The organism is Achromobacter sp. T5-5, assembly GCF_055397965.1.
This window is the reverse complement of the sequence record NZ_AP027919.1, coordinates 3,739,605-3,759,183: the sequence shown is the minus strand read 5'-3', so window position 1 is coordinate 3,759,183 and position 19,579 is coordinate 3,739,605. Positions and strand designations below refer to the sequence as shown.

At 65.2% G+C, this 19,579-nt stretch carries 16 protein-coding genes; 7 read left to right on the top strand and 9 right to left on the bottom strand.

The genetic code is table 11. From position 1 onward, the window contains the following. The first annotated feature begins 212 nt into the window (after positions 1-212). The 5 genes from ACZ50Q_RS17075 to ACZ50Q_RS17055 all read left to right on the top strand — a co-directional run bounded on the left by ACZ50Q_RS17075 (position 213) and on the right by ACZ50Q_RS17055 (position 10,970). Positions 213-1,502 carry a Glu/Leu/Phe/Val family dehydrogenase gene (locus ACZ50Q_RS17075; RefSeq protein WP_076522131.1) on the top strand — a complete coding sequence of 430 codons (1,290 nt, stop codon included), beginning with the start codon at positions 213-215 and terminating at the stop codon, positions 1,500-1,502. Between the two features lie 585 nt (positions 1,503-2,087). Continuing rightward, positions 2,088-2,606, top strand: a complete 519-nt coding sequence (locus ACZ50Q_RS17070) for an Hcp family type VI secretion system effector (protein WP_076515977.1) — start codon at positions 2,088-2,090, stop codon at positions 2,604-2,606. 166 nt (positions 2,607-2,772) lie between these two features. Beyond that, positions 2,773-5,589, top strand: a complete 2,817-nt coding sequence (locus ACZ50Q_RS17065) for a type VI secretion system Vgr family protein (protein ID WP_464079068.1) — start codon at positions 2,773-2,775, stop codon at positions 5,587-5,589. Between the two features lie 87 nt (positions 5,590-5,676). Next, positions 5,677-10,668, top strand: a complete 4,992-nt coding sequence (locus ACZ50Q_RS17060) for an RHS repeat-associated core domain-containing protein (RefSeq protein WP_464079067.1) — start codon at positions 5,677-5,679, stop codon at positions 10,666-10,668. Beyond that, on the top strand, positions 10,665-10,970 hold the full coding sequence (locus tag ACZ50Q_RS17055) for a hypothetical protein (protein ID WP_464079066.1): 306 nt from the start codon (positions 10,665-10,667) through the stop codon (positions 10,968-10,970). The genes ACZ50Q_RS17060 and ACZ50Q_RS17055 overlap by 4 nt, the downstream gene beginning before the upstream one ends. Positions 10,971-11,176: 206 nt before the next feature. Here the strand turns inward: ACZ50Q_RS17055 and ACZ50Q_RS17050 are convergent, their stop codons facing one another. The 6 genes from ACZ50Q_RS17050 to ACZ50Q_RS17025 form a co-directional block, all read right to left on the bottom strand. After that, complete coding sequence (locus tag ACZ50Q_RS17050; protein ID WP_076521260.1) at positions 11,177-11,995, bottom strand: RsiV family protein; 819 nt, start codon at positions 11,993-11,995, stop codon at positions 11,177-11,179. Between the two features lie 28 nt (positions 11,996-12,023). Then, a complete protein-coding gene (locus ACZ50Q_RS17045; RefSeq protein ID WP_076521259.1) occupies positions 12,024-12,800 on the bottom strand; it encodes a lipoate--protein ligase family protein in 777 nt (258 codons plus the stop codon). Next, a complete protein-coding gene (locus ACZ50Q_RS17040; protein ID WP_076522130.1) occupies positions 12,797-13,072 on the bottom strand; it encodes a lipoate protein ligase C-terminal domain-containing protein in 276 nt (91 codons plus the stop codon). Before ACZ50Q_RS17040 ends, ACZ50Q_RS17045 begins: the two co-directional genes overlap by 4 nt. Positions 13,073-13,108: 36 nt before the next feature. Continuing rightward, a complete protein-coding gene (locus tag ACZ50Q_RS17035; protein WP_092582331.1) occupies positions 13,109-13,573 on the bottom strand; it encodes a GNAT family N-acetyltransferase in 465 nt (154 codons plus the stop codon). A 12-nt stretch (positions 13,574-13,585) separates the two neighbouring features. After that, positions 13,586-14,287 carry a glutathione binding-like protein gene (locus tag ACZ50Q_RS17030; protein ID WP_464079065.1) on the bottom strand — a complete coding sequence of 234 codons (702 nt, stop codon included), beginning with the start codon at positions 14,285-14,287 and terminating at the stop codon, positions 13,586-13,588. 158 nt (positions 14,288-14,445) lie between these two features. Next, positions 14,446-15,351 (bottom strand): DMT family transporter, encoded by a 906-nt coding sequence (locus ACZ50Q_RS17025; protein WP_092582333.1) that lies wholly within the window; start codon positions 15,349-15,351, stop codon positions 14,446-14,448. Positions 15,352-15,473: 122 nt separating this feature from the next. Between ACZ50Q_RS17025 and ACZ50Q_RS17020 the strand changes: the two genes are divergently transcribed. Beyond that, a complete protein-coding gene (locus ACZ50Q_RS17020; RefSeq protein WP_076522129.1) occupies positions 15,474-15,941 on the top strand; it encodes an Lrp/AsnC family transcriptional regulator in 468 nt (155 codons plus the stop codon). Here ACZ50Q_RS17020 and ACZ50Q_RS17015 read toward each other — a convergent pair. After that, the gene (locus ACZ50Q_RS17015; RefSeq protein ID WP_464079064.1) at positions 15,938-16,429 is read right to left on the bottom strand and encodes a glutathione peroxidase; all 492 of its coding nucleotides are present in this window, start codon (positions 16,427-16,429) and stop codon (positions 15,938-15,940) included. The genes ACZ50Q_RS17020 and ACZ50Q_RS17015 overlap by 4 nt on opposite strands. Positions 16,430-16,590: 161 nt before the next feature. Here ACZ50Q_RS17015 and ACZ50Q_RS17010 point away from each other — a divergent pair, with 161 nt between their 5' ends. Continuing rightward, entirely contained in the window at positions 16,591-16,923 is a 333-nt protein-coding gene (locus ACZ50Q_RS17010; RefSeq protein WP_076521254.1) for a tetratricopeptide repeat protein, read from the top strand. A gap of 48 nt (positions 16,924-16,971) precedes the next feature. Here ACZ50Q_RS17010 and ACZ50Q_RS17005 read toward each other — a convergent pair whose 3' ends face one another. Together ACZ50Q_RS17005 and phrB are read right to left on the bottom strand one after the other, a co-directional pair. After that, a complete protein-coding gene (locus tag ACZ50Q_RS17005; protein WP_464079063.1) occupies positions 16,972-18,012 on the bottom strand; it encodes a methyl-accepting chemotaxis protein in 1,041 nt (346 codons plus the stop codon). A 92-nt stretch (positions 18,013-18,104) separates the two neighbouring features. Next, positions 18,105-19,523: a deoxyribodipyrimidine photo-lyase gene (gene phrB, locus ACZ50Q_RS17000; RefSeq protein ID WP_464079062.1), complete on the bottom strand. Its 1,419-nt coding sequence runs from the start codon at positions 19,521-19,523 to the stop codon at positions 18,105-18,107. Positions 19,524-19,579 lie beyond the last annotated feature (56 nt).

Below are 19,579 nucleotides of genomic sequence, written 5' to 3'. Positions count from 1 at the left end.
CGGGGCCGCCCCTTTTGCCGTCTGGCGCCGGCGCGCGCAGGCTGGACGGGGGCGCCATCGCGGCTTAGGATAGGTGCAGCTTCCGGGCCCGCCTGCGACCCGTTCGGTATCCGCAACGGCTATGCGTCCCTATTAAAAATATTTAAACTTTAAATGGGGACGCTATAAGTTTCGTGGATAAAATGGCGCAACTTTGTCAGGAGAGCATGCTCATGTCTCACACTCCCACCCATGCCTTGCCGTCTTATCTGAATGCCGATGACCTCGGCCCCTGGGGTAATTACCTGCAACAAGTCGACCGGGTCACGCCGTACCTCGGTTCCCTGAGCCGGTGGGTCGAGACGCTGAAGCGTCCGAAGCGCTCGCTGATCGTCGACGTGCCGATCGAACTGGACAACGGCACCATCGCCCACTTCGAGGGCTATCGCGTGCAGCACAACGTGTCGCGCGGCCCGGGCAAGGGCGGCGTGCGCTTCCACCAGGACGTCACGCTCTCCGAAGTGATGGCGCTGGCTGCCTGGATGTCGGTCAAGAACGCCGCGGTCAACCTGCCGTACGGCGGCGCCAAGGGCGGCATCCGCGTCGATCCGCGCAAGCTCTCCCAGTCGGAACTCGAACGCATGACGCGCCGCTACACCAGCGAGATCGGCGTCATCATCGGACCCTCCAAGGACATCCCCGCGCCTGACGTGAACACCAACGCCCAGACCATGGCCTGGATGATGGACACGTACTCCATGAACGAAGGCGCCACCGCCACCGGCGTGGTCACCGGCAAGCCGATCGCGCTGGGCGGCAGCCTGGGCCGCGTCGAAGCCACCGGCCGCGGCGTGTTCGTCGTGGCGTGCGAAGCCGCCCGCGACCAGAACATCGACGTCGCCGGCGCGCGCGTCGTCGTGCAGGGCTTCGGCAACGTGGGCGGCACCGCCGCCCGCCTGTTCCATGAAGCCGGCGCCAAGGTCATCGCCGCGCAGGATCACACCGGCACCGTGCACAATCCGGCCGGCCTGGACGTGCACAAGCTGCTGTCGCACGTGTCGCAGACCGGCGGCGTGGGCGGCTTCTCGGGCGGCCAGGCGCTGGACAAGAACGAGTTCTGGACGCTGGAAACCGAATTCCTGATCCCGGCGGCCCTGGAAAGCCAGATCACGGTCGACAACGCTGCCAAGGTCCGCGCCAAGATCGTGGTCGAAGGCGCCAACGGCCCGACTACCCCCGAAGCGGACGACATCCTGGCCGAGAACGGCGTCTATGTCGTGCCGGACGTGCTGGCCAACGCCGGCGGCGTGACGGTCAGCTACTTCGAATGGGTGCAGGACTTCTCCAGCTTCTTCTGGAGCGAAGAGGAAATCAACCAACGCCTCGAACGCCTCATGCGCGAAGCCTACGCGTCGGTGGCGCAGGTGTCGCGCGAGCACAAGGTGACGCTGCGTACTGCCGCGTTCATCGTGGCTTGCACGCGCATCCTGCAAGCGCGCCAGGTGCGCGGCCTGTATCCGTAAAGACTGAATCGGCATTGCGCCCACGGGGTGCAATGCCGAGGAGGCGGAGAGAGACAAATCGCGGGAAACTGCCTGGCGTCGAACGGCATCCCTTGCGGGATGGGTTTCGATCCTCAGGCATCAATTACCAAGCTCGACCGATCCCTACCAGGCGCATTGCGCTTCGTAGGGATTTTTTCTGGCAAGACGATACGTTGCCGACCGGGCTGGCGTGAAGGGCTGTCAGGTGAGGCAGTGTGTTGCGCTGCGCCCCGGATGCCGCATCGCTGGCTCGTCATGAAAAAATGCGCCGGGCCAGATTTGACCCGCCCGGGCCAAAAATGGCCCACTCAGAGTGCTTAGTTATCAAGGGCTTATGACGCAGCGAGTCAAATTTGGCCCGATTTCTCGGTCAAAACCCGGTCTTGCGCGGCGCCGCGCCTGCGGCATTCCTTATGGCATCCCGCCAAATTGCTCGTAGCCCATTGATTCTTCACATGTTTCTCCCGCGCTAACCCACCTGGCACGGATTTCGCATATGTCGCCGCATCCCACCTTCGGGATGCTTCGGCCCCACCGGGCCTCACGACGACAAGGAATCCGTCAATGCCTACTCCCGCCTATATCAGCATCACCGGCAAGACCCAGGGCAACATCACCCAGGGCGCCTTCACCGCCGACTCGGTCGGCAACGTCTACGTGGAAGGCCACGAAGACCAGATCCTGGTCCAAGAGATCGAGCACCGCGTCAACACCCCGACCGATCCGCAAAGCGGCCAGCCTTCGGGCCAGCGCGTGCACAAGCCGTTCATCTTCACCAGCGCGCTGAACAAGGCCACGCCGCTCATGTACCAGGCCCTGGCCGCCGGCGAAATGCTGCCCAAGGTCGAAGTGAAGTGGTACCGCACGTCCATCGATGGCAAGCAGGAACACTTCTTCACCACCGAACTGGAAGACGCCACGATCGTGGACATCACCAGCGTCCTGCCGCACGCGCAGGACCCGGGCAACGCCGATTACACGCAGTTGATCAAGGTGGCCATGGCGTATCGCAAGATCACCTGGACCCACGCGATCGCGGGCACGGAAGCCTCGGACGACTGGCGCAAGCCGCTGGAGAGCTGAGCGGGATGAGCCAGATGAGCCGGCCCGATTCGTCGCGCGCCGGCTCCTCTTGCCTCATTGCTCAATCCAGCCCTCGGAGTCGCCGCCAGCGGTGATTCCGTCTTCTTCTTGACCATCGGCAGCCGCAACGATTGCTCGCAACGTTGCGGCTGCGCAGGATACCGAGATGACCCGTTTATCCGATCTGCGATTCACGTTCTCGCCGGCGGCCGCCGGTGTGGACTTCGACGTCATCGAGTTCACGCTGGACGAAGCCCTCTCCGAGACCTTTGTGCTGCGCGTGGCGTTGTCCAGCTTCGATGCGGCCGTGGACTTCGGCGCGCTGCTGGACCAGCCCGCGCTCTTCACGATCTGGCGCGGGGATGCGCCGGTGCGCCACGTGCACGGCATCGCCACGGGGTTTGAACAGGGCGACACGGGCTTTCGCCGCACCCGCTACCGGGCCGTCGTCGAACCTGCGCTGGCGCGCGCGTCGCTGTGCTCCGACTGGCGCATCTTCCAGCAGCAATCGGTGCCGGAGATCCTGGATCAGGTCATCAAGTCCCACGGCATCACGGACTATGAACAGGTCACGACCCACGAACACCTGCCGCGCGAGTATTGCGTGCAGGCGGGCGACACGGACCTGCAGTTCCTCGACCGGCTCGCGGCCGAGGAAGGATTCTTCTACCGCTTCGAACACACCGACAAGGGCCACCGCCTGATCCACGGTGATCGCATCTACGTCCATGGCGCGATCGATGGCGGCCCGGTCATCTACAACCCCACACCCGGCGGCGATCAACCCGAACCGGCCCTGCGCCGATTCACGTACGCCGAACACGTGCGCACCGCACGCCAGACGCAACGCGACTACACCTACACTCACCCGCAATACGACCAAGAGCATTCAGCGTTGGCGCGCGAGCTGGACCACCAGGACGCCCGCTACGAACGCTACGACTACCCCGGCCGCTACAAACGCGACGAAGCCGGCAAACCCTTCACCCACAGCCGCCTCCTCGGCCTGCGGCGCGACGCCCGCATGGCCCGCGTCGAAGGCGACGACCCGCGCCTCATTCCCGGCGTGGCCTTCGACCTGACCGGCCACCCGCGCGAAGACTGGAACCACGGCTGGCGCCCGGTGCGCATGCAGCACCACGGCATCCAGCACACCAGCCAGCAGGAAGAAGGCGCCGACGCCGCGCAAGGCACGCAATACCGCTACACCGCCGACATCGTGCCGGACAAGGTGGACTGGAAGCCTGAGCCTGCCCCCAAGCCCCGCATTGACGGCCCGCAGATCGCCTCGGTCGTGGGCCCGGCCAATGAAGAGATCTATTGCGATGAATTTGGTCGCGTGAAGGTCCAGTTCCCCTGGGACCGATTGGGCCGCAATGACGAGCACAGCTCCTGCTGGATCCGCGTCTCGCAGAACTGGGCGGGCGCGGCCTGGGGCCACATGGCCATCCCGCGCATCGGCCAGGAAGTGATCGTCGACTTCCTGGATGGCGACTGCGACCAGCCCATCATCACGGGCAGGACGTATCGGGCGACCAACCTGCCGCCCTACGCGCTGCCCCGCCACAACATCCTGAACACCGTCAAGACCAAGGAGCACAAGGGCAGCCGGGCCAACGAACTGCGCCTGGACGACACCTCGGGCCAGATCAGCGCCACGCTGATGAGCGACCACGCGGCCACGGCGCTCAACCTTGGCTATCTCACCCACCCCAGGCCGTCGGGCGGCGTGCCGCGCGGCCAAGGCTTCGAGTTGCGTACGGATGCGCACGGCGTGTTGCGCGCGGGCGGCGGCATGCTGCTCACCACCGAGATGCGCGCCAACGCCGGCGAACATCACAAGGACCTGCCCGAGACCGCCGAGCGGCTGTCCGTCGCGCGCGAGCAGCAGGACACCTTCGCCACGCTGGCGCGCGACGTGATGGCGCAGGAGCCCGGCGACCAGGATGGCGTGGCCAGCGCCTTACTGGCGCAGCACGCGCAGATACAGGGGCAAGGCCCCGCCAATCCGCAGGCCAACCACTACCCCGAACTCAGCGCGCCGCACCTGGTGCTCGCCAGTCCGGCCGGCATCGCCACCAGCACGCCGGGCTGCACGCACATCGCCAGCGGCGAACACATCGCGCTCTCCAGCACCGGCCACACCAGCGTCTCGGCGGGCAAGCGGCTGCTGGCCAGCGCCAGCCGCGGCATGCGCTTCTTCGTGCAGAGCCTGGGATACCGCCTGATCGCCGCGGCCGGCGACATCGACATCAAGGCGCTCAAGGACAGCATCAACGTGCTGGCCAAGCTGAACGTCACCGTCAGCGCCACCCGCATCACGATCAGCGCCAAGGAAGAAATCGTGATCAATGCCGGCGGCAGCGGCACGACCTACAACGCGGGCGGCATCACGCATGCGACCGGTGGCGCGTACAAGGTGCATTCGGCGGGAGCACGGTTCACCGGGCCCAAGAGCCAGGCCGGGACGTTTCCGGATGAGCCCAAGCCATCCAAGGGGAACCTGGAATTGTTCAACAGGTATCTCAATGGCACAGGGATTCCGAACGCTGCGTTCGAAGTCGAGGATGCATTGGGGCGTGTTTTCAAGGGCACGCTCGATGCCCAAGGGTTTGCGGCCGTGCCAGGCGCGGCCCCAGGTCCGGCAAGCGTCAGCTTTGGCAAGGATCCGAACAACCCTTGGGAGCAAAGCAGCTTTATGGGTTCGAAGCCCTGGCCCGCCCAGATGGCGACGGCCGTTCCAGCGCAGGTTCGAGCATTGGCCGATGAACTGCAAGCCAAAGCCGCAGGGATTCAGGACGCCCTGCGGGCGGCACAGGTTGCCGGCCAATCGGGGCAGGAGGTGGCAGCGGCGGTCCAGGCCAGCCCCGCCGGCCTGCTGCGCACGGCAGGTGTCGGTCAGGCGCACAGGGGGCTGCTTGGCGCGAACGCCATGCCCCGAGATCAGGCTACTCCGGCCCTCGCCAAGTCGCTGACGGGATAGCGGAACGCGCCTCTTGCCCAGTTCTGTCATCGGTCATTGACCGCGCCGCTGCGTCCCCCGCTTACCTGCACAAGTGAAACATCAGTCATGTCTCAGCCGTCCCGCACGCCAGCCACGTTGAATTACCCGACGCGCTACACCGATAAAGAATGGGAAGCCGTTGTTGCGACTTCTTGGAAGACCATTTCGGACGGGTGGGACCGTATTCCCGCCGAATGGCAGAGATTCAGGAGTTCCGAGGTTGGCAGGACCAGTATTCAGGTAGCCCGATACGCGCTGATCGGCGGAATTGTCGCGCGCGCAGTCGTCGCTCCTCGCAACACGATTGTGCGAGAAGACGTTCGAGAAGGCGCCGCCGCATTCGATAGATGGCTGCGCAGCATCAGCAACGATCTCATCACGCTTGAACGGCTCAAGAGCTTCGCCTCTGCGATTCCCATCGTCACCAACGTCATCGCTTTGGTGGACGTGATCAATGACATCACCGAGATGATGTCCAAGAAAGAGGTGATGGCCCTGGATTGGGTCGGGCTGGGGGTCGATCTGATCGGTGTGGTGCCCGCAGCCGTGGGCTACGGTGCGATACGGGGCAATTTGCGCGTTGCCTTGCACGCTGCCCGCGCCGAATTCATGTCACGCGGCCTGGCGGGCGTGAGCGAGGTGCTGATCAGCACGCTCGCCAACAACCTGAGCGCCAGCTTCAAGGGCGATCTGGAGACTTTCCTCAAGGATGCCATTGCAAAGCTTGAAGAAATCCTGATCGTGGCCGCGGACATGGGGGAACGAGTTGTCAATAGCCTGGCCAATGGCCTGATCAGCTTGGCCAATGCGGACCTGGGATCGACGGAAAACTACCAGGCTGCCGACCAGAAGCTGCAGGCGGTGCTACAAGAAAACAACGGGTCGGTCAGCACGCTGGAATTGGTCACGCATCCGAATTTTTGGAGCGCATTGGGCAGCATCATGGTTGGGCAGGCCAAGGACGCGGCCAGTTGGGGCGCACGACAGGTCTTGCCCGAGCCCATCAAGAAGCATGTCCTTGACGTCGCGGCGCAGTTAAAGATGCTTGCCCCGCAAGTCAAGGCGCAAATCCTTACGCTGAAGGACCCGAAGGTCCAGCAAAGCATAGGCTGGATGCTGGAGCAACTGATGCTGGCGGTCGTCGCAAAGCGCAAGCTTGCGCATTCCCAGCCCAGCAACGTTCATCCGTCGCAGACCAGTCAGGCCAAGCATCAGGCGTCCGGGGCGGAAAGCGACGCCATCAAAAGACAGCACCCGGCCAAAGCGGATCCGAAGCCCGGCAGCGGTTGCAGCTCATGCAACAGCATCACGTTCGCGCGCGGCGCAGAAACCCTGACTCATACGGACGCGGTGTTGCCCGGCCCGTTTCCGCTGCGTTGGGTACGCACATATCGTTCGGATCTGGACGCCTATGATGCAGGGCCGGGCGGGGCGCGCTGGATCAATGAATTCACCACCCGCCTGGATGTGCTGTTCGAACCGCCCGAAGGCGGGCAACTGCGCTATCACGCTGCTGATGGCCGCAGTCACGACTATCCGCTGCCGACGCCCGGAAAGTTCCACTACGATCCGATCGAAAACCTCACGCTGGTGCGCATCTCGCGTGACGAACTGACGCTGGCCCAAGGCCACCGCCGCCAGGAGACATATCGGCGCGATGGCGCGATATTCCGGCTCAGGGAGATCGCGCTGCAGGGCGGCGCTCGCGTCGTATTGCACTACGAACACCGAGTGGGTGGTCGCCAGGTCCTGTCGGACCTGCTGACCTACCAGGATGATGACTTCCACTCCCACCTGGGCACCCAGCTGGATGAAGCCGGCCGCATCATGGCCCTCTGGCAGATTGCCGACGGAAAGCCGGGGCGCCAACTGGCGGTCTATCAGTACGATGGGGCAGGCGACTTGGTGCGCGCCCAGGACGAACACGGCGGGCAGTGGGTCTACCAATACCAGCATCACCTGCTGACGCGCTATACGGACCGCACCGATCGCGGCATGAACCTGGAGTGGGATGGCAATACCCCCACCGCGCGTGCAATACGCGAATGGGCGGATGACGGGACCTATGAACTGAACCTGGAGTGGTCGGAGAACATCCGCCTGACCACGGTGACCGACGCCCATGGCCACCGGTCCGCGTACTACTACGACATCCTGGGTTATCCCTACCGTATCGTGCATCCCGACGGCCTGTCCGAATGGCTCTATCGGGACGAGACCAAGAACGTCATCCAGCATGTGCACACCGATGCCAGCATCGATCGCTATGCCTACGATGATCGTGGCAACTTGTTGGAACACACTCGTCCGGATGGCAGCGTTGAACATTATGCCTACGACGACCGGGACCAGCTTTTCAAGATCCGTGACGCCGAAGGCGGCTTGTGGCAGCGCGACTACAGCCCACGGGGTTACCTGATCGAGAGCATCGATCCGCTCGGCAACAAGACCGAGTATGCCTATGACACCGCGGGCAATCCGGTCGCGATCCAGGATGCCCGGGGCGGTCAGAAGCGACTGGCCTACAACGCGGCGGGCCAGATTACGCAGTACACGGATTGTTCGGGCAAGACGAGCGTCTGGCGGTATGACGATCAGGGCCAATTAGGCGAGTTCACCGACGCGGCTGGCAACACCACGCGTTACGCCTACGCAGCAGGGCAACTGATCCGCATCACGCGCCCCGATCAGACGGAGGAACATTTCGAGCGCGACGCCGAAGGCCGGCTGCTTGCGCACACCGATGCGCTGGGGCGCCGCACGCAGTGGACCTATACCGCAGCGGGGCTGATCGCGCAACGCAGGGATGCCGCCGGCCGCACGTTGCACTATCAATGGGACAAGCTGGGTCAACTGACGGCGCTGGCCAACGAGAACGACCGGCAGGCCCGCTTTGTATACGACCCGGTCGGGCGGTTGCTGGAGCAGCGAGGCTTTGACGGTCAGGCCACGCACTACCGCTATGACCAGGCCAGCGGCACGCTGCTGTCCACGCAAGACGGTGATCGCGTCATCGAGCTCAAGTTTGATGCGATGGGTCGCGTGGCGCAGCGTCATGCGCGCCTCCATGCCGCCAACGCGGGTGCGCCGACGCAAGCGGGTTCGCAAACCAGCGCGGCTGGATCGCAGACTGAACGCTACGCCTATGACGGTAACGGCCGCCTGATCCTGGCGGAAAACCCCGCCAGCCGTCTGCAATGGTTCTACGATGCGGCCGGCAACCTGACGCGTGAACATCAGCACTACCAAAGCCTGTCGACACCGGTCACGGCGGTATGGAAGCACGACTACGACGAACTGAACCAGCGTATCGCCACGCTGCGCCCGGACGGCCATCGCGTCAGTTGGTTGACGTATGGCTCGGGCCATGTGCACGGCATGATGTTCGACGAGCACGAACTCGCGAACTTCGAGCGCGATGACCTGCACCGGGAAGTGGAGCGCCATCAGGGTAACCGCCTGGTCCAGACCCAATCGTGGGACGCGATGGGGCGGTTGAGTCAACAGAGCGTGGCGCGAATGCCTGGAATGCCAGGAGCCTCAGGCACGATCGCGGGTGTTGGCGTAGGCGCCGACCTGGGTGGACGTCCTCAACGCCTGCTGCAACGGAGCTATCGTTACGACGCGGCGGGTCAATTGGAGGCGATTCAGGACAGCCGGCGCGGCCCCCTGGCCTATCGCTATGACCCGGTAGGACGGTTGCTTGAAGCGACCAGCAGCTTGGGCAAGGAGACGTTTGCCTTTGATCCGGCCAGCAACCTGCTGGATCCAACGAGCGCCGAGGGGAACGAGAGCACGTTGGGCATGGGAGGCCCGGTCTATACCTATCGTCACCGCTCGGCGCGACTGGACAATCTGTTGCGCGAGTACGCGGGCACGCATTACCACTATGACGCTCGCGGCAACCTGATCGAGAAACTGCACAACGGCAAGCGTTCGCACTTCGAGTGGGACCTGTTCAATCGCCTGACGGGCTATCGCAACGACGCGCTGCGTGTGGATTATCAATACGACGCGTTGGGGCGTCGCCTGATCAAGCAGTCCGAAGCCCAATGGCGCGAACGCCCAGGCATGACACCTGTGCAGATCCGGGAAGAGAAAACGCGCTTGAACCGCGCGCTAGGGTGTGGCGCGACGCTGTACGGCTGGGACGGCGACAACCTGGCCTGGGAGGGCCGAGACGATCAAACCACCCATTACCTGTATGAACCGGGGAGCTTTGTGCCACTGGCCCAGGCGGTCAGCAGGAAGCCCGTGCTGCTGCACCAGCAGCCCGTCTACGTGGGCGGATATGACATTGACCAGGACCCGCTGTGGACGACCTCGCCCGAGCCGGACGCCGTGGATGCGCTGGCGTGGTACCAGTGCGATCACCTGGGCACGCCGCAGGAACTGACGGATACGCAAGGCGAGATCGTCTGGAGCGCGCAGTACAAGGCCTGGGGCGTGGCCAAGGAGGTGATCTCAACCGCGGCGCAGGCGGCGGGAATACGTAATCCGATCCGATTTCAGGGGCAGTATTGGGATCGTGAGACGGGGCTGCATTACAACCGGCACCGGTACTATGATCCGGAGATCGGACGATTTATTGCGAAGGATCCGATTGGGTTTGCGGGTGGGTTGAATGTATTTCAATACGCAGATAATCCGGTTAGCTGGATTGATCCGCTGGGGCTGTCAGGCAGCCGGCTGCCCGGGCCAACGAGGGTCAATCGGATCGGTGGTAGTGCAATCGATAACCTTCGTTTGAAAGAACCAGAAAAGAAGCTTGATCCTCCGGGGATCTCCGTCTTGCATAGCTGTTGTCCGTGCGACGCAGCCCAACAGATGAGAAGCGCCTTTCCGAAGGCAACAGGATTGCTGAAGGCAACCGAAATCGTGGGATCGGGCACGGCAGATTCTGTCCGGAGTGCTGGCTTTGATGTAATTGCAGATCCGACGAACAAATTTCCAAATCACGCTCGAATCACTCACCCTGATGGTGCAGATGGATTCAATGATGAAAACCTTAAGGGGCTTTCCGAAGCACTCGGGACAGCCAAACGGTGCCCACGATGATGAAGTTCTCTCTGATGGATTGCGATGGAAATTTAGTGGGAGAGGTCACGGCGAGCCTCTCTGACGAGGCACGCATGCTAGGAGGTTTTACGCCCGCACCGCACTTCCGCTTGTATGAACAACTATTCCAAGAGTTCGAGCAAGCAGCAAACGATCAGCTTTTTCTAGAAATAGATCGGTTGGAACGCGAGATCGCAGCCCTGGGCTTCAATCTTGTTGGTCCGTTTCCTCGCGAGGATCGAGTTGAAATCGAAGATTTGCAGATCATGGGAAGTGGCGTGAGTTTTCGACTGAGGGAATGAATAACTGTGCCGCATTAGCAGCCCTCGTGTATCTTGGGCGATGAAGAATTCCGCACGTTCAGGTTGGTCCTGCTGCTTTCAATCCAGGAAAGGTCACCCTGCAGTTGATGCAGATTCTGATCTCACAATCGCTACTCTGGGTGGGATCACCGGGTGACTTGGCGCGACTCGGGTCCCTTGCGTTTCACCACGAAAAACTCTCCCGCCTACGAAGCCGGCACCAGCTCCGGCTTCAAAATCCCCCGCAGGTCCTGATACGAAATCGCCAGTTCAGGCTCGCCGTGCGAATACGGCGCAATGGAATACGCGTCGTACTTGACCACGATGCCGTCGCGCGTGAGCGCGAAGTTGTCGCTTTCCTGGAAGGGCCACATCTTGTTGTAGGCCGCCGGGTCGCGCTTGGCGTCGGGGTTCGCCGCCAGCCATTTCGCGTGGGCGCGCTGCAGGGCGGCTACATATTCGGCGCGGCGGCCCGGGATCAGGGCTTCGTCCAGGCTCATCACGCGGCCGCGGCTGCGTTCCCAGTTCAGGTACTGCGTGGCCGGGATGCCATGGGCGGCGCCGGTCAGGAACTGTTCGGTGTGCAGTTCGATGGAGACGATGTCGCCTACCGTGTCCTTCACGCTGGCCTTGAAGTAGGTCGCATCGCGGGGGCGCGCGGTGGACCAGAAGTACTGCGTGTATTCCGACAACGTGTCGTAGGGGCCGCGGCGGTTCGCGTCGGTGCCGGTCATGTAGGCCAGCACGTGGTCCACCAGGGCGGTCAGCTTTGGGATGCCGGGAAACGCCACGCTGTCGATCTCGATGCGCGGGCAGTCGCCTTCGCAGCCGGGCTTGCTGGCGGCCCACTTGATGCGCTCGATGGACAGGTCGCCCAGTTTTTCCTGGGTGGCCTGGGAATGGGCGCCGGGCGACGCCAGGGTGATGTCCGCGGGCGGCGTGGTGCCGCAGCCGGCCAGGGCCAGCAGGGCCGCGCCCAATATCAGACCGCTTATCGCGCCTTGCGGCGTGAATGTGCGACGCATTCGAATACCTCCGTAAACCGGGGCGCCGTCAGGGCACCACACCCGTCCAATCCGCGGTGGAGAACTTTTCGTCCGCCTGCGCCTGCGCGCGCGCCAGCGTGTCGCTGCCCACCTGTCCCGGAGTCAGACGATGCAGGCCCGCGAAAGTTTCCACCATGCGGTCGATGATGACCTCGCGCGCCAGTCCGGTCTGGGTGCGCAGGGGATCGACGCGCTTTTTGGCGCTGGTCGTGCCCTTGTCGGACAGCTTTTCGCGTCCGATGCGCAGGACCTCGACCATCTTGTCGGCGTCGATGTCGTAGGACATGGTGACATGGTGGAGCACGGCGCCCGCGCGGCGGGCCTGGGCGGCGCCGCCGATCTTGCCGATGTCCGAGGCGATGTCGTTGAGCGGCTGGTACCAGGCCTTGATGCCCAGCCCCTGCAATGCGGTCAGCACCCACGCGTCCAGGAAGGCATAGGACTCCTGGAAGCTCATGCCGTGGACCAGCGCCTGGGGCGCGCTGAGCGAATAGGTGATGGAATTGCCGGGCTCGATGAACATTGCGCCGCCGCCGCTCACGCGGCGCACGACCTCGATGCCGTGGCGCGCCGCGCCATCGGGATCGACTTCGTTTTTCAGGGATTGGAACCGGCCGATGACGACGGCAGGCGCGGACCACTCCCAGATGCGCAGCGTGGGCGGCCGCTGGCCGGCGCCGACTTCGTCGGTGATGACCGCGTCCAGCGCCATGTGCAGCGCGGGCGGCTGCGGGCCTTCATGGATCAGTTGCCAGTCGTAGTCGTTCCAGTCGGTGCGGCTCATGCAAGCGCCCTCCGCAGCACCACGGCGATGGCCTCGGCCGAGAAGCCGAACATTTCTGCGTTGGAGGGCAGGGCCGATTGCACGGCCACCGCCAGTTCCAGTTCGCCGGCGTCGGCGGGCATGCCGTTCAGGCCGCGGTTGATCGCTTCCAGGGCTTCGGGCGGTTCAAGGAAAAAGTCGCCGCTGATACGCACGTCGGCCAGACGGCCGTCGCGCACTTCCAGGTCGGCGACGACCAGTTTGCCGCCGGGGACTTTGTATTCGCCATGCAAAGGCATAGGGCGCTCCATTCAAATCAGAATCAGACGTTACAGGCTGAGCTTCATGCCGTCGTGGCTGGCGGTGAAGCCCAGGCTTTCATAGAACCGGCGCGCATCGGGACGCGCGCGGTCGGTGGTGAGCTGGACCAGGCCGCAGCCCTGGCGGCGGCATTGGTCGATGGCCCACTCGAACATGGCGCGGCCCAGGCCCGCGCCGCGGTATGACGACGCGATGCGCACGCTTTCGATCTGGCCGCGCCACAGGCCCAGCCGCGACAGGCCGGGTATGAACGATAACTGCAAACAGCCCACCAGTTCAGCATCCTGCTCCACGACCGCCAGGAACTGGTTGGGATCCTGCTGGATCGCCTCGAATGCGGCACTGTAGCGCGGGTTCAGCGGGACGGACGTGTCCTCGCGGGCGGCGCCCAGCGCGTCGTCGGCCAGCATCGCCACGATGGCCGGGAGATCCGCCGCGCGCGCGCGGCGAAAGGTCCGGTGCGGTTCGGTCATGGCGGCTTCCTTTCAGCGGGCCACTTGCTGGGCGGTCTGGCCGAACAGGATGCGGCGCGATTCCTCGTCGCTGACGGACGGGGTGGTGTTGATCGTCTCGGCCAGCGCGTAGGCGCGCTGCGTGGCCGGACGCGCGCGGATGGCGTCGAACCAGCGTTTCAGGTGCGGAAAGTCGTTCAGGTCCTGGCCCTGCCTGGCGTGCGGCACGATCCACGGATAGGCCGCCATGTCCGCGATGGAATAGTCGCCCGCGACGAATTCACGGTCGGCCAGACGCTTGTTCAGCACGCCGTAGAGCCGGTTGGTTTCCTTGACGTAGCGGTCGATGGCGTAGGGGATGCGCTCTTGCGCGTAGGCCGAAAAGTGATGGTTCTGGCCGGCCATGGGGCCCAAACCGCCCATCTGCCAGAACAGCCATTGCGAGACGTCGGCGCGGCCGCGCACGTCGGCGGGCAGGAACTTGCCGGTCTTCTCGGCCAGATACAGCAGGATCGCGCCCGATTCGAACAGCGAAATCGGCTCGCCGCCGTCGGCGGGGGCCTGGTCCACGATGGCGGGAATGCGGTTGTTGGGGGCGATGGCCAGGAACTCGGGCTTGAACTGCTCGCCCCGGCCGATGTTCACCGGGTGGATCTGGTAAGGCAGGCCGGCTTCTTCGAGGAACAGCGTGATCTTGTGTCCGTTGGGGGTCGTCCAGTAGTAGAGATCGATCATGAGGGGTCCTGTTCGTCATGGCGCCACGGACCGGAGCCCGTGGACGGAAGGGCCATGATAGCGGCGCGGACCGGACGCGCGCCTGAATAACCGGAAATCGGGTGCGGGTTTGCCCGCGGGCGCCAGCGCCGCTGCGCCCATCGCGCCCGTCCGGGTCCTTACACCGCGCCAGGCCGCGGGCTGCGCGGCAGGCGCCAGTTCCAGTTCAGGCTGACGGCCGCGGCGGCCAGGAAGATCAGCGCCACGCCCGCCACCTGCAACGCGTCCATCCGGTGGCCGTAGACCACGAAGTCCAGCAGGATGGCGACCGCGGGATAGATGAAGCTGAGCGCGGCGGTGGACGTGGTGGGCAGCTTCTGGATGGCCGAGTACATCAGGATGTACATGAGGCAGGTGTGGATGAGCCCCAGCGCCACCAGGCAGCCCCATTGCGCGGGCTGGGCAGGCAGGGCGTTGAAGTCGGCCATGGGCAGCAGCATCACGGCGCCCAGCGTGACCTGCACCAGCGCCAGCACCTGGGGCGCAATGCCCTTCAGGCGCTTTACGATGATGGCGGTCACGGCGTAGAGCGCGGCCGCGCCCAGGCCCAGCATCAGCCCGGACAGATAGGCGCCGCCGCCCGCCGCGCCGGGACTGCCCAGGCGCAGCACCAGCAGCAATCCGGCGAACGCGACGAGGGACCACGCGACCTTCCCGCGCGAGGGACGTTCGCCCAGGAACAGCACGCCCAAGCCGATCAGGAAGAACGGCTGCACGTTGTAGACCGCGGTGGCCAGCGAGATGGAGGCCAGGCGATAGGCCGAAAACAGCAGCACCCAGTTCAGGACCAGGGCCGCGCCCGCGACCAGCGCCAGGGCCAGGGTTTTCGGGGTGAACAGGCCGGGCTTGAGCAGGCCGCGCGCCCAGCAGTACAGCAGCAGCGACAGCGCGCCGAACACACAGCGGAAGAAGACGACGTTCCAGGCGCTTTGCCCGGACTCCAGGACGAAAACGCCCAGGGTGCCCGACAGGGTCATGGCTGCCGCCATCTGCGCCAGGCCGGCGCGTTCGGTCGAGGGGATCATGATGGTTCTCCGAAGGCCGTGAGGCCGTCAATGCGATGGAGAAATTATCCCAGGCGGTTCTTTCTGCTTATATGATGTTGTCGTGGCACTTTCGTTATTCAGCCTTCTTTTGGGTGGAATTTATGAACAACGACCTAAAGAATGAAAGTCCGGTATTGGACGGCATCGACCGCCGCCTGGTGGAGATGCTGTCGGCCAACGCCCGCACCACCACGGCCGACCTGGCGCGGCAGGTCGGCATGTCCGCGCCGAGCGTCTCGGATCGCATGCGGCGGCTGGAAGAGTCGGGGGTGATCCGCGCCTACACGCTGGACGTGGATCCGGTCGCGCTGGGGTATGCGCTGGAGGCCATCGTGCGCATCCGGCCCTTGCCCGGGCAGTTGCGCCACGTGGAGGGCCTGATCCAGGAGATCCCGGAATTCGTGGAATGCGACAAGGTGACGGGCGACGATTGCTTCATCGCCCGCATGGTGCTCAGGTCGATTTCGCATCTGGACGGCATTCTGGAACGCGTCACCGAATACGCCGAGACCAATACCGCCATCGTCAAGGCGCACACCGTGCGCCGGCGCCTGCCGCCGCTGCGTTAGACAGGCGCGGACAGGGCCTTGGCAATGTCGTCGCGCAGGCTGGCGGGCGTATCGGTGGGCGCGTAGCGCTTGATGACGCGCCCGTCGCGGCCCACCAGGAACTTGGTGAAGTTCCATTTGATGCCTTCGGTGCCGAAGACGCCGGGCTTTTCGCCCTTGAGCCATTGGTAGAGCGGGTGGGCATCGGGGCCGTTGACGTTGATCTTGGCGAACATCGGGAACGTGACGTCGTACTGGGTGCTGCAGAAGTTGCGGATCTCGGCCTCGTCGCCGGGTTCCTGGTGGCCGAACTGGTCGCACGGAAAGCCCAGCACGGTCAGCCCGTCGTCGTGGAAGGACCGGTACAGCTCCTCCAGGCCCGCGTATTGCGGCGTGAACCCGCACTTGGAGGCGACGTTCACCACCAGCAGCACGCGGCCGCGGTAAGTGCCGAGGGACTGTTCCGTGCCGTCGATGGCGCGGGGCGAGAAATCATGGATCGTGCTCATGCGGGCTCCTGGAGTCGGGCGCGCGGGCGCGGGGCGCGCCGGCGTGGGGCAGACTTGCGAGTGTAGCGCCGGGGGAGGACGTGGGGGCTTTCGCGCGGATCCGCCACGCCGGTCCTATGATGCGTTATCGCCGATCCCGCCCGAATTGAAAGGAGCCAACGATGGAAGGAATGACCGAGCGCCTGGAAGCGATGCTGGGCAAGGGCACGGACAACATGCTATTGCGCTTTTCGCTGGGCAAGGCCTACGCGGAGCAGGGCGCGTTTGGAAAGGCCGAGGTCCATCTGCGCGCGGCGCTGGCGTTCGACCCCACGTACTCCGTGGCCTGGAAGTGGCTGGGCAAGGCGTGTTTGGGGCTGGGCGACAAGTCCGGCGCGCGCGCCGCCTGGGAATCGGGGCTGCAGGCGGCCCAGGCCCGGGGCGACCAGCAGGTGGTCAAGGAGTTGCAGGTGTTCATCAAGCGCCTGGACAAAGAGGCGGCCGCCGGCGCGTGACCGGCCGCGCGCCGGGCGCGTCGCGCGGTGTCGCGGGGGCGCGGCATGCTAGGGCTTTTCAGGGCCGCGGCGCGGTGGGGCCGGCAGGTCGCGCGGCGGCCGGGCCGCGATGCGGAACACGTCGATGGCTTGCCTCAAGTGCGCGCCTTGCGCGCGCTGGGCTTGCCTGGCCGGGCCGGCGCTGCGGCCCGATGGGCTGGCATCGCCGTCCGCGGCGTCGCGGGCGCCGTTAAAGGTGTGGTCGATGCCGGCATGCACGTCCAGGGCCATGCTGACGAGGCTTTTGCGCATGATTTCCAGCGAGAACGCCAATTCGCCGATGTCATCCTGGGCCGCGCCGCCCGGCAATGCCGTGCTGAGATTGCCAGCCGCAATCTGGCGCGTGAAGTCGGCGGCGTGGGCCAGCTGATGGGTGATGGATCGCGCCAGATGCCAGCCCGATGCAAGGATCACGGCGACGCCCGCCGCGATCAGCGCCGTGGCGATGGCCAGCGATTGCGCGGTCAGGGTGTCGCGCATGCCGTACACCGCCGCGCCGGCGGTGCCAAGGAACAGCGACGCGGCCAACGCCGCCCAGGCCAGCAGGCGGGCCCGCACGCCCTCCGGCCGCCAGCGAGCCAGCGCGGCGCGCACGCCCGTGGGCTGGACCTGTCCGCCTCGCAGCCGGACGCTGCGGGTCGCGCCCTGGCGCAACCGCGCATAGGCCTGTTCGGCGGCCTGCACCTGCGCCCGCGACGGCTTGACGCGCACCGACGCATAGCAGACCGTCACGCCCCGTTCCGTGATGGGCGTGACGTTGGCCAGCACCCAATAGAATCCCCCGTCCTTGCGCCGATTCTTGACCATGCCCGTCCACGGCTCGCCGCGCCCGAGCGTGCGCCACAGGTCCTCGAAGGCCGCCTGCGGCATGTCGGGATGGCGCACGATGTTGTGCGCCGCGCCGACCAGCTCCTCGCGCGAGAACCCGCTGACCTCGATGAACGCCGGGTTTGCGTAGATGATCCGGCCTTGGGAATCGGTGCGGGAGATCAGGAAGTGATCGTCGCGCAGGAGATATTCCGTGTCGTGTACCGGCTGGTTGTTGCGCATGCGTCGTTCGTCCTGTGATGGCCGTGGGCATCATCAGGGACCGGCGCGGGGGCGGCGTTGACGTAGGTCAAGCCGCCCGGACGTTGCGCGCCTTACGCGGCAGGCAGGTTGCCGAAGGCTTCCAGCGCGCGCAGGCGGCTCTGCGCCAGGTCGACGATCGGTTCCGGATAGCCGGCGGCCGCGCGTTCCATCGGATTGGGATCGTGGATCGACTTGTCGTCCAGGTGGGCCAGCTCCGGCAGCCACTCGCGCAGGAAGACGCCGCGCGGATCGAACCTGCGCGACTGCGTCAGGGGATTGAAGACGCGGAAGTAGGGCACGGCGTCGGCGCCCGTGGAGGCGCTCCATTGCCAGCCACCATTGTTGGCCGCCAGGTCGCCGTCCACCAGATGCGCCATGAACCAGGCCTCGCCGAGGCGCCAGTCGATGAGCAGGTTCTTGGACAGGAACATGGCCGTCACCATGCGCAGCCGGTTGTGCATCCAGCCCAGCGCCAGCATCTGGCGCATGGCCGCGTCCACGATCGGGATGCCGGTCTTGCCCTGCTGCCAGGCGGCCAGGTCATCGGGCGCGTCGCGCCAGGGCACGGCGACCGTTTCCGGCTTCATGGGCTGGTGCATGGACAAGGACGGATAGGCGGCCAGCAGGTGCTGGTAGAACTCGCGCCACAGCAGCTCGTTGATCCAGGTGGCGGCGCCCGCCTTGCCGCTGTCGATTTCGCCGTGGTTGGCGGCCAGCGCGGCGCGCAGCGCCTGGCCGGGCGACAGCACGCCGGCGGCCAGGTAGGGCGACAGGCAGCTCGTCGCGGGCAGCGACGGAAAATCCCGTTCGTCCTTGTAGGCGTAGATTGCGTCGTCGGTGAACGCGGCAAGCCGGTCGCCGGCGGCGGATTCGCCGGCGGGCCAGAGCGCGCGCACGGCATCGCCGGGGGGCTCGAAACCGTCAAACGCGTCCGGCAGCGGATCGGCCTTCCAGCGGGGCGGCGTCTGGGCGCGCGGGGCCGGAATGGGGCGTATCGGCGCGCTGCGCAGGCGTTCGCGGCAGGCGCGCGCATACGGCGTGTAGACCCGATAGCAGTCGCCCTTGCCGGTCAGGATGGTGCCGGGGCGCAGCAGCGTTGCGCCGTGGTGCAAGGTCCATTCGACGCCGATCTCTTCCAGCGCGGCGCCGACCGCCTCGTCGCGGCGGCGTTCGTTGATCGCCCATTCGGCGTTGGCGTGGACCTGCTCGATGGCGTGTTCCTGGCAGAACCGGGCAATGGCCCGCGGCGCGGCGCGCCAATCGTCCACGGTCAGCAGTCGCAGGGGGATGCCGGCCTGCGCCAGATCCTTGGAGAGCTCGCGCAGGTTGCGCAGCCAGAAGTCCACCTTCGCCGGCGCGTCGCCATGCTGGCGCCATTGGCCCGGCGCGGCCAGGAAAAGCGCGGTGACCGTGCCGGCCTCGGCGGCCGCGGCCAGCGCGGCGTTGTCGTGCATGCGCAGGTCGGTGCGCAGCCATAGCAGCGTATTCATGGGGTTTCCAGGGGCAGGGGGCTCGCCAGGCGGGCCGCAGAGGCTGCGATTCTATC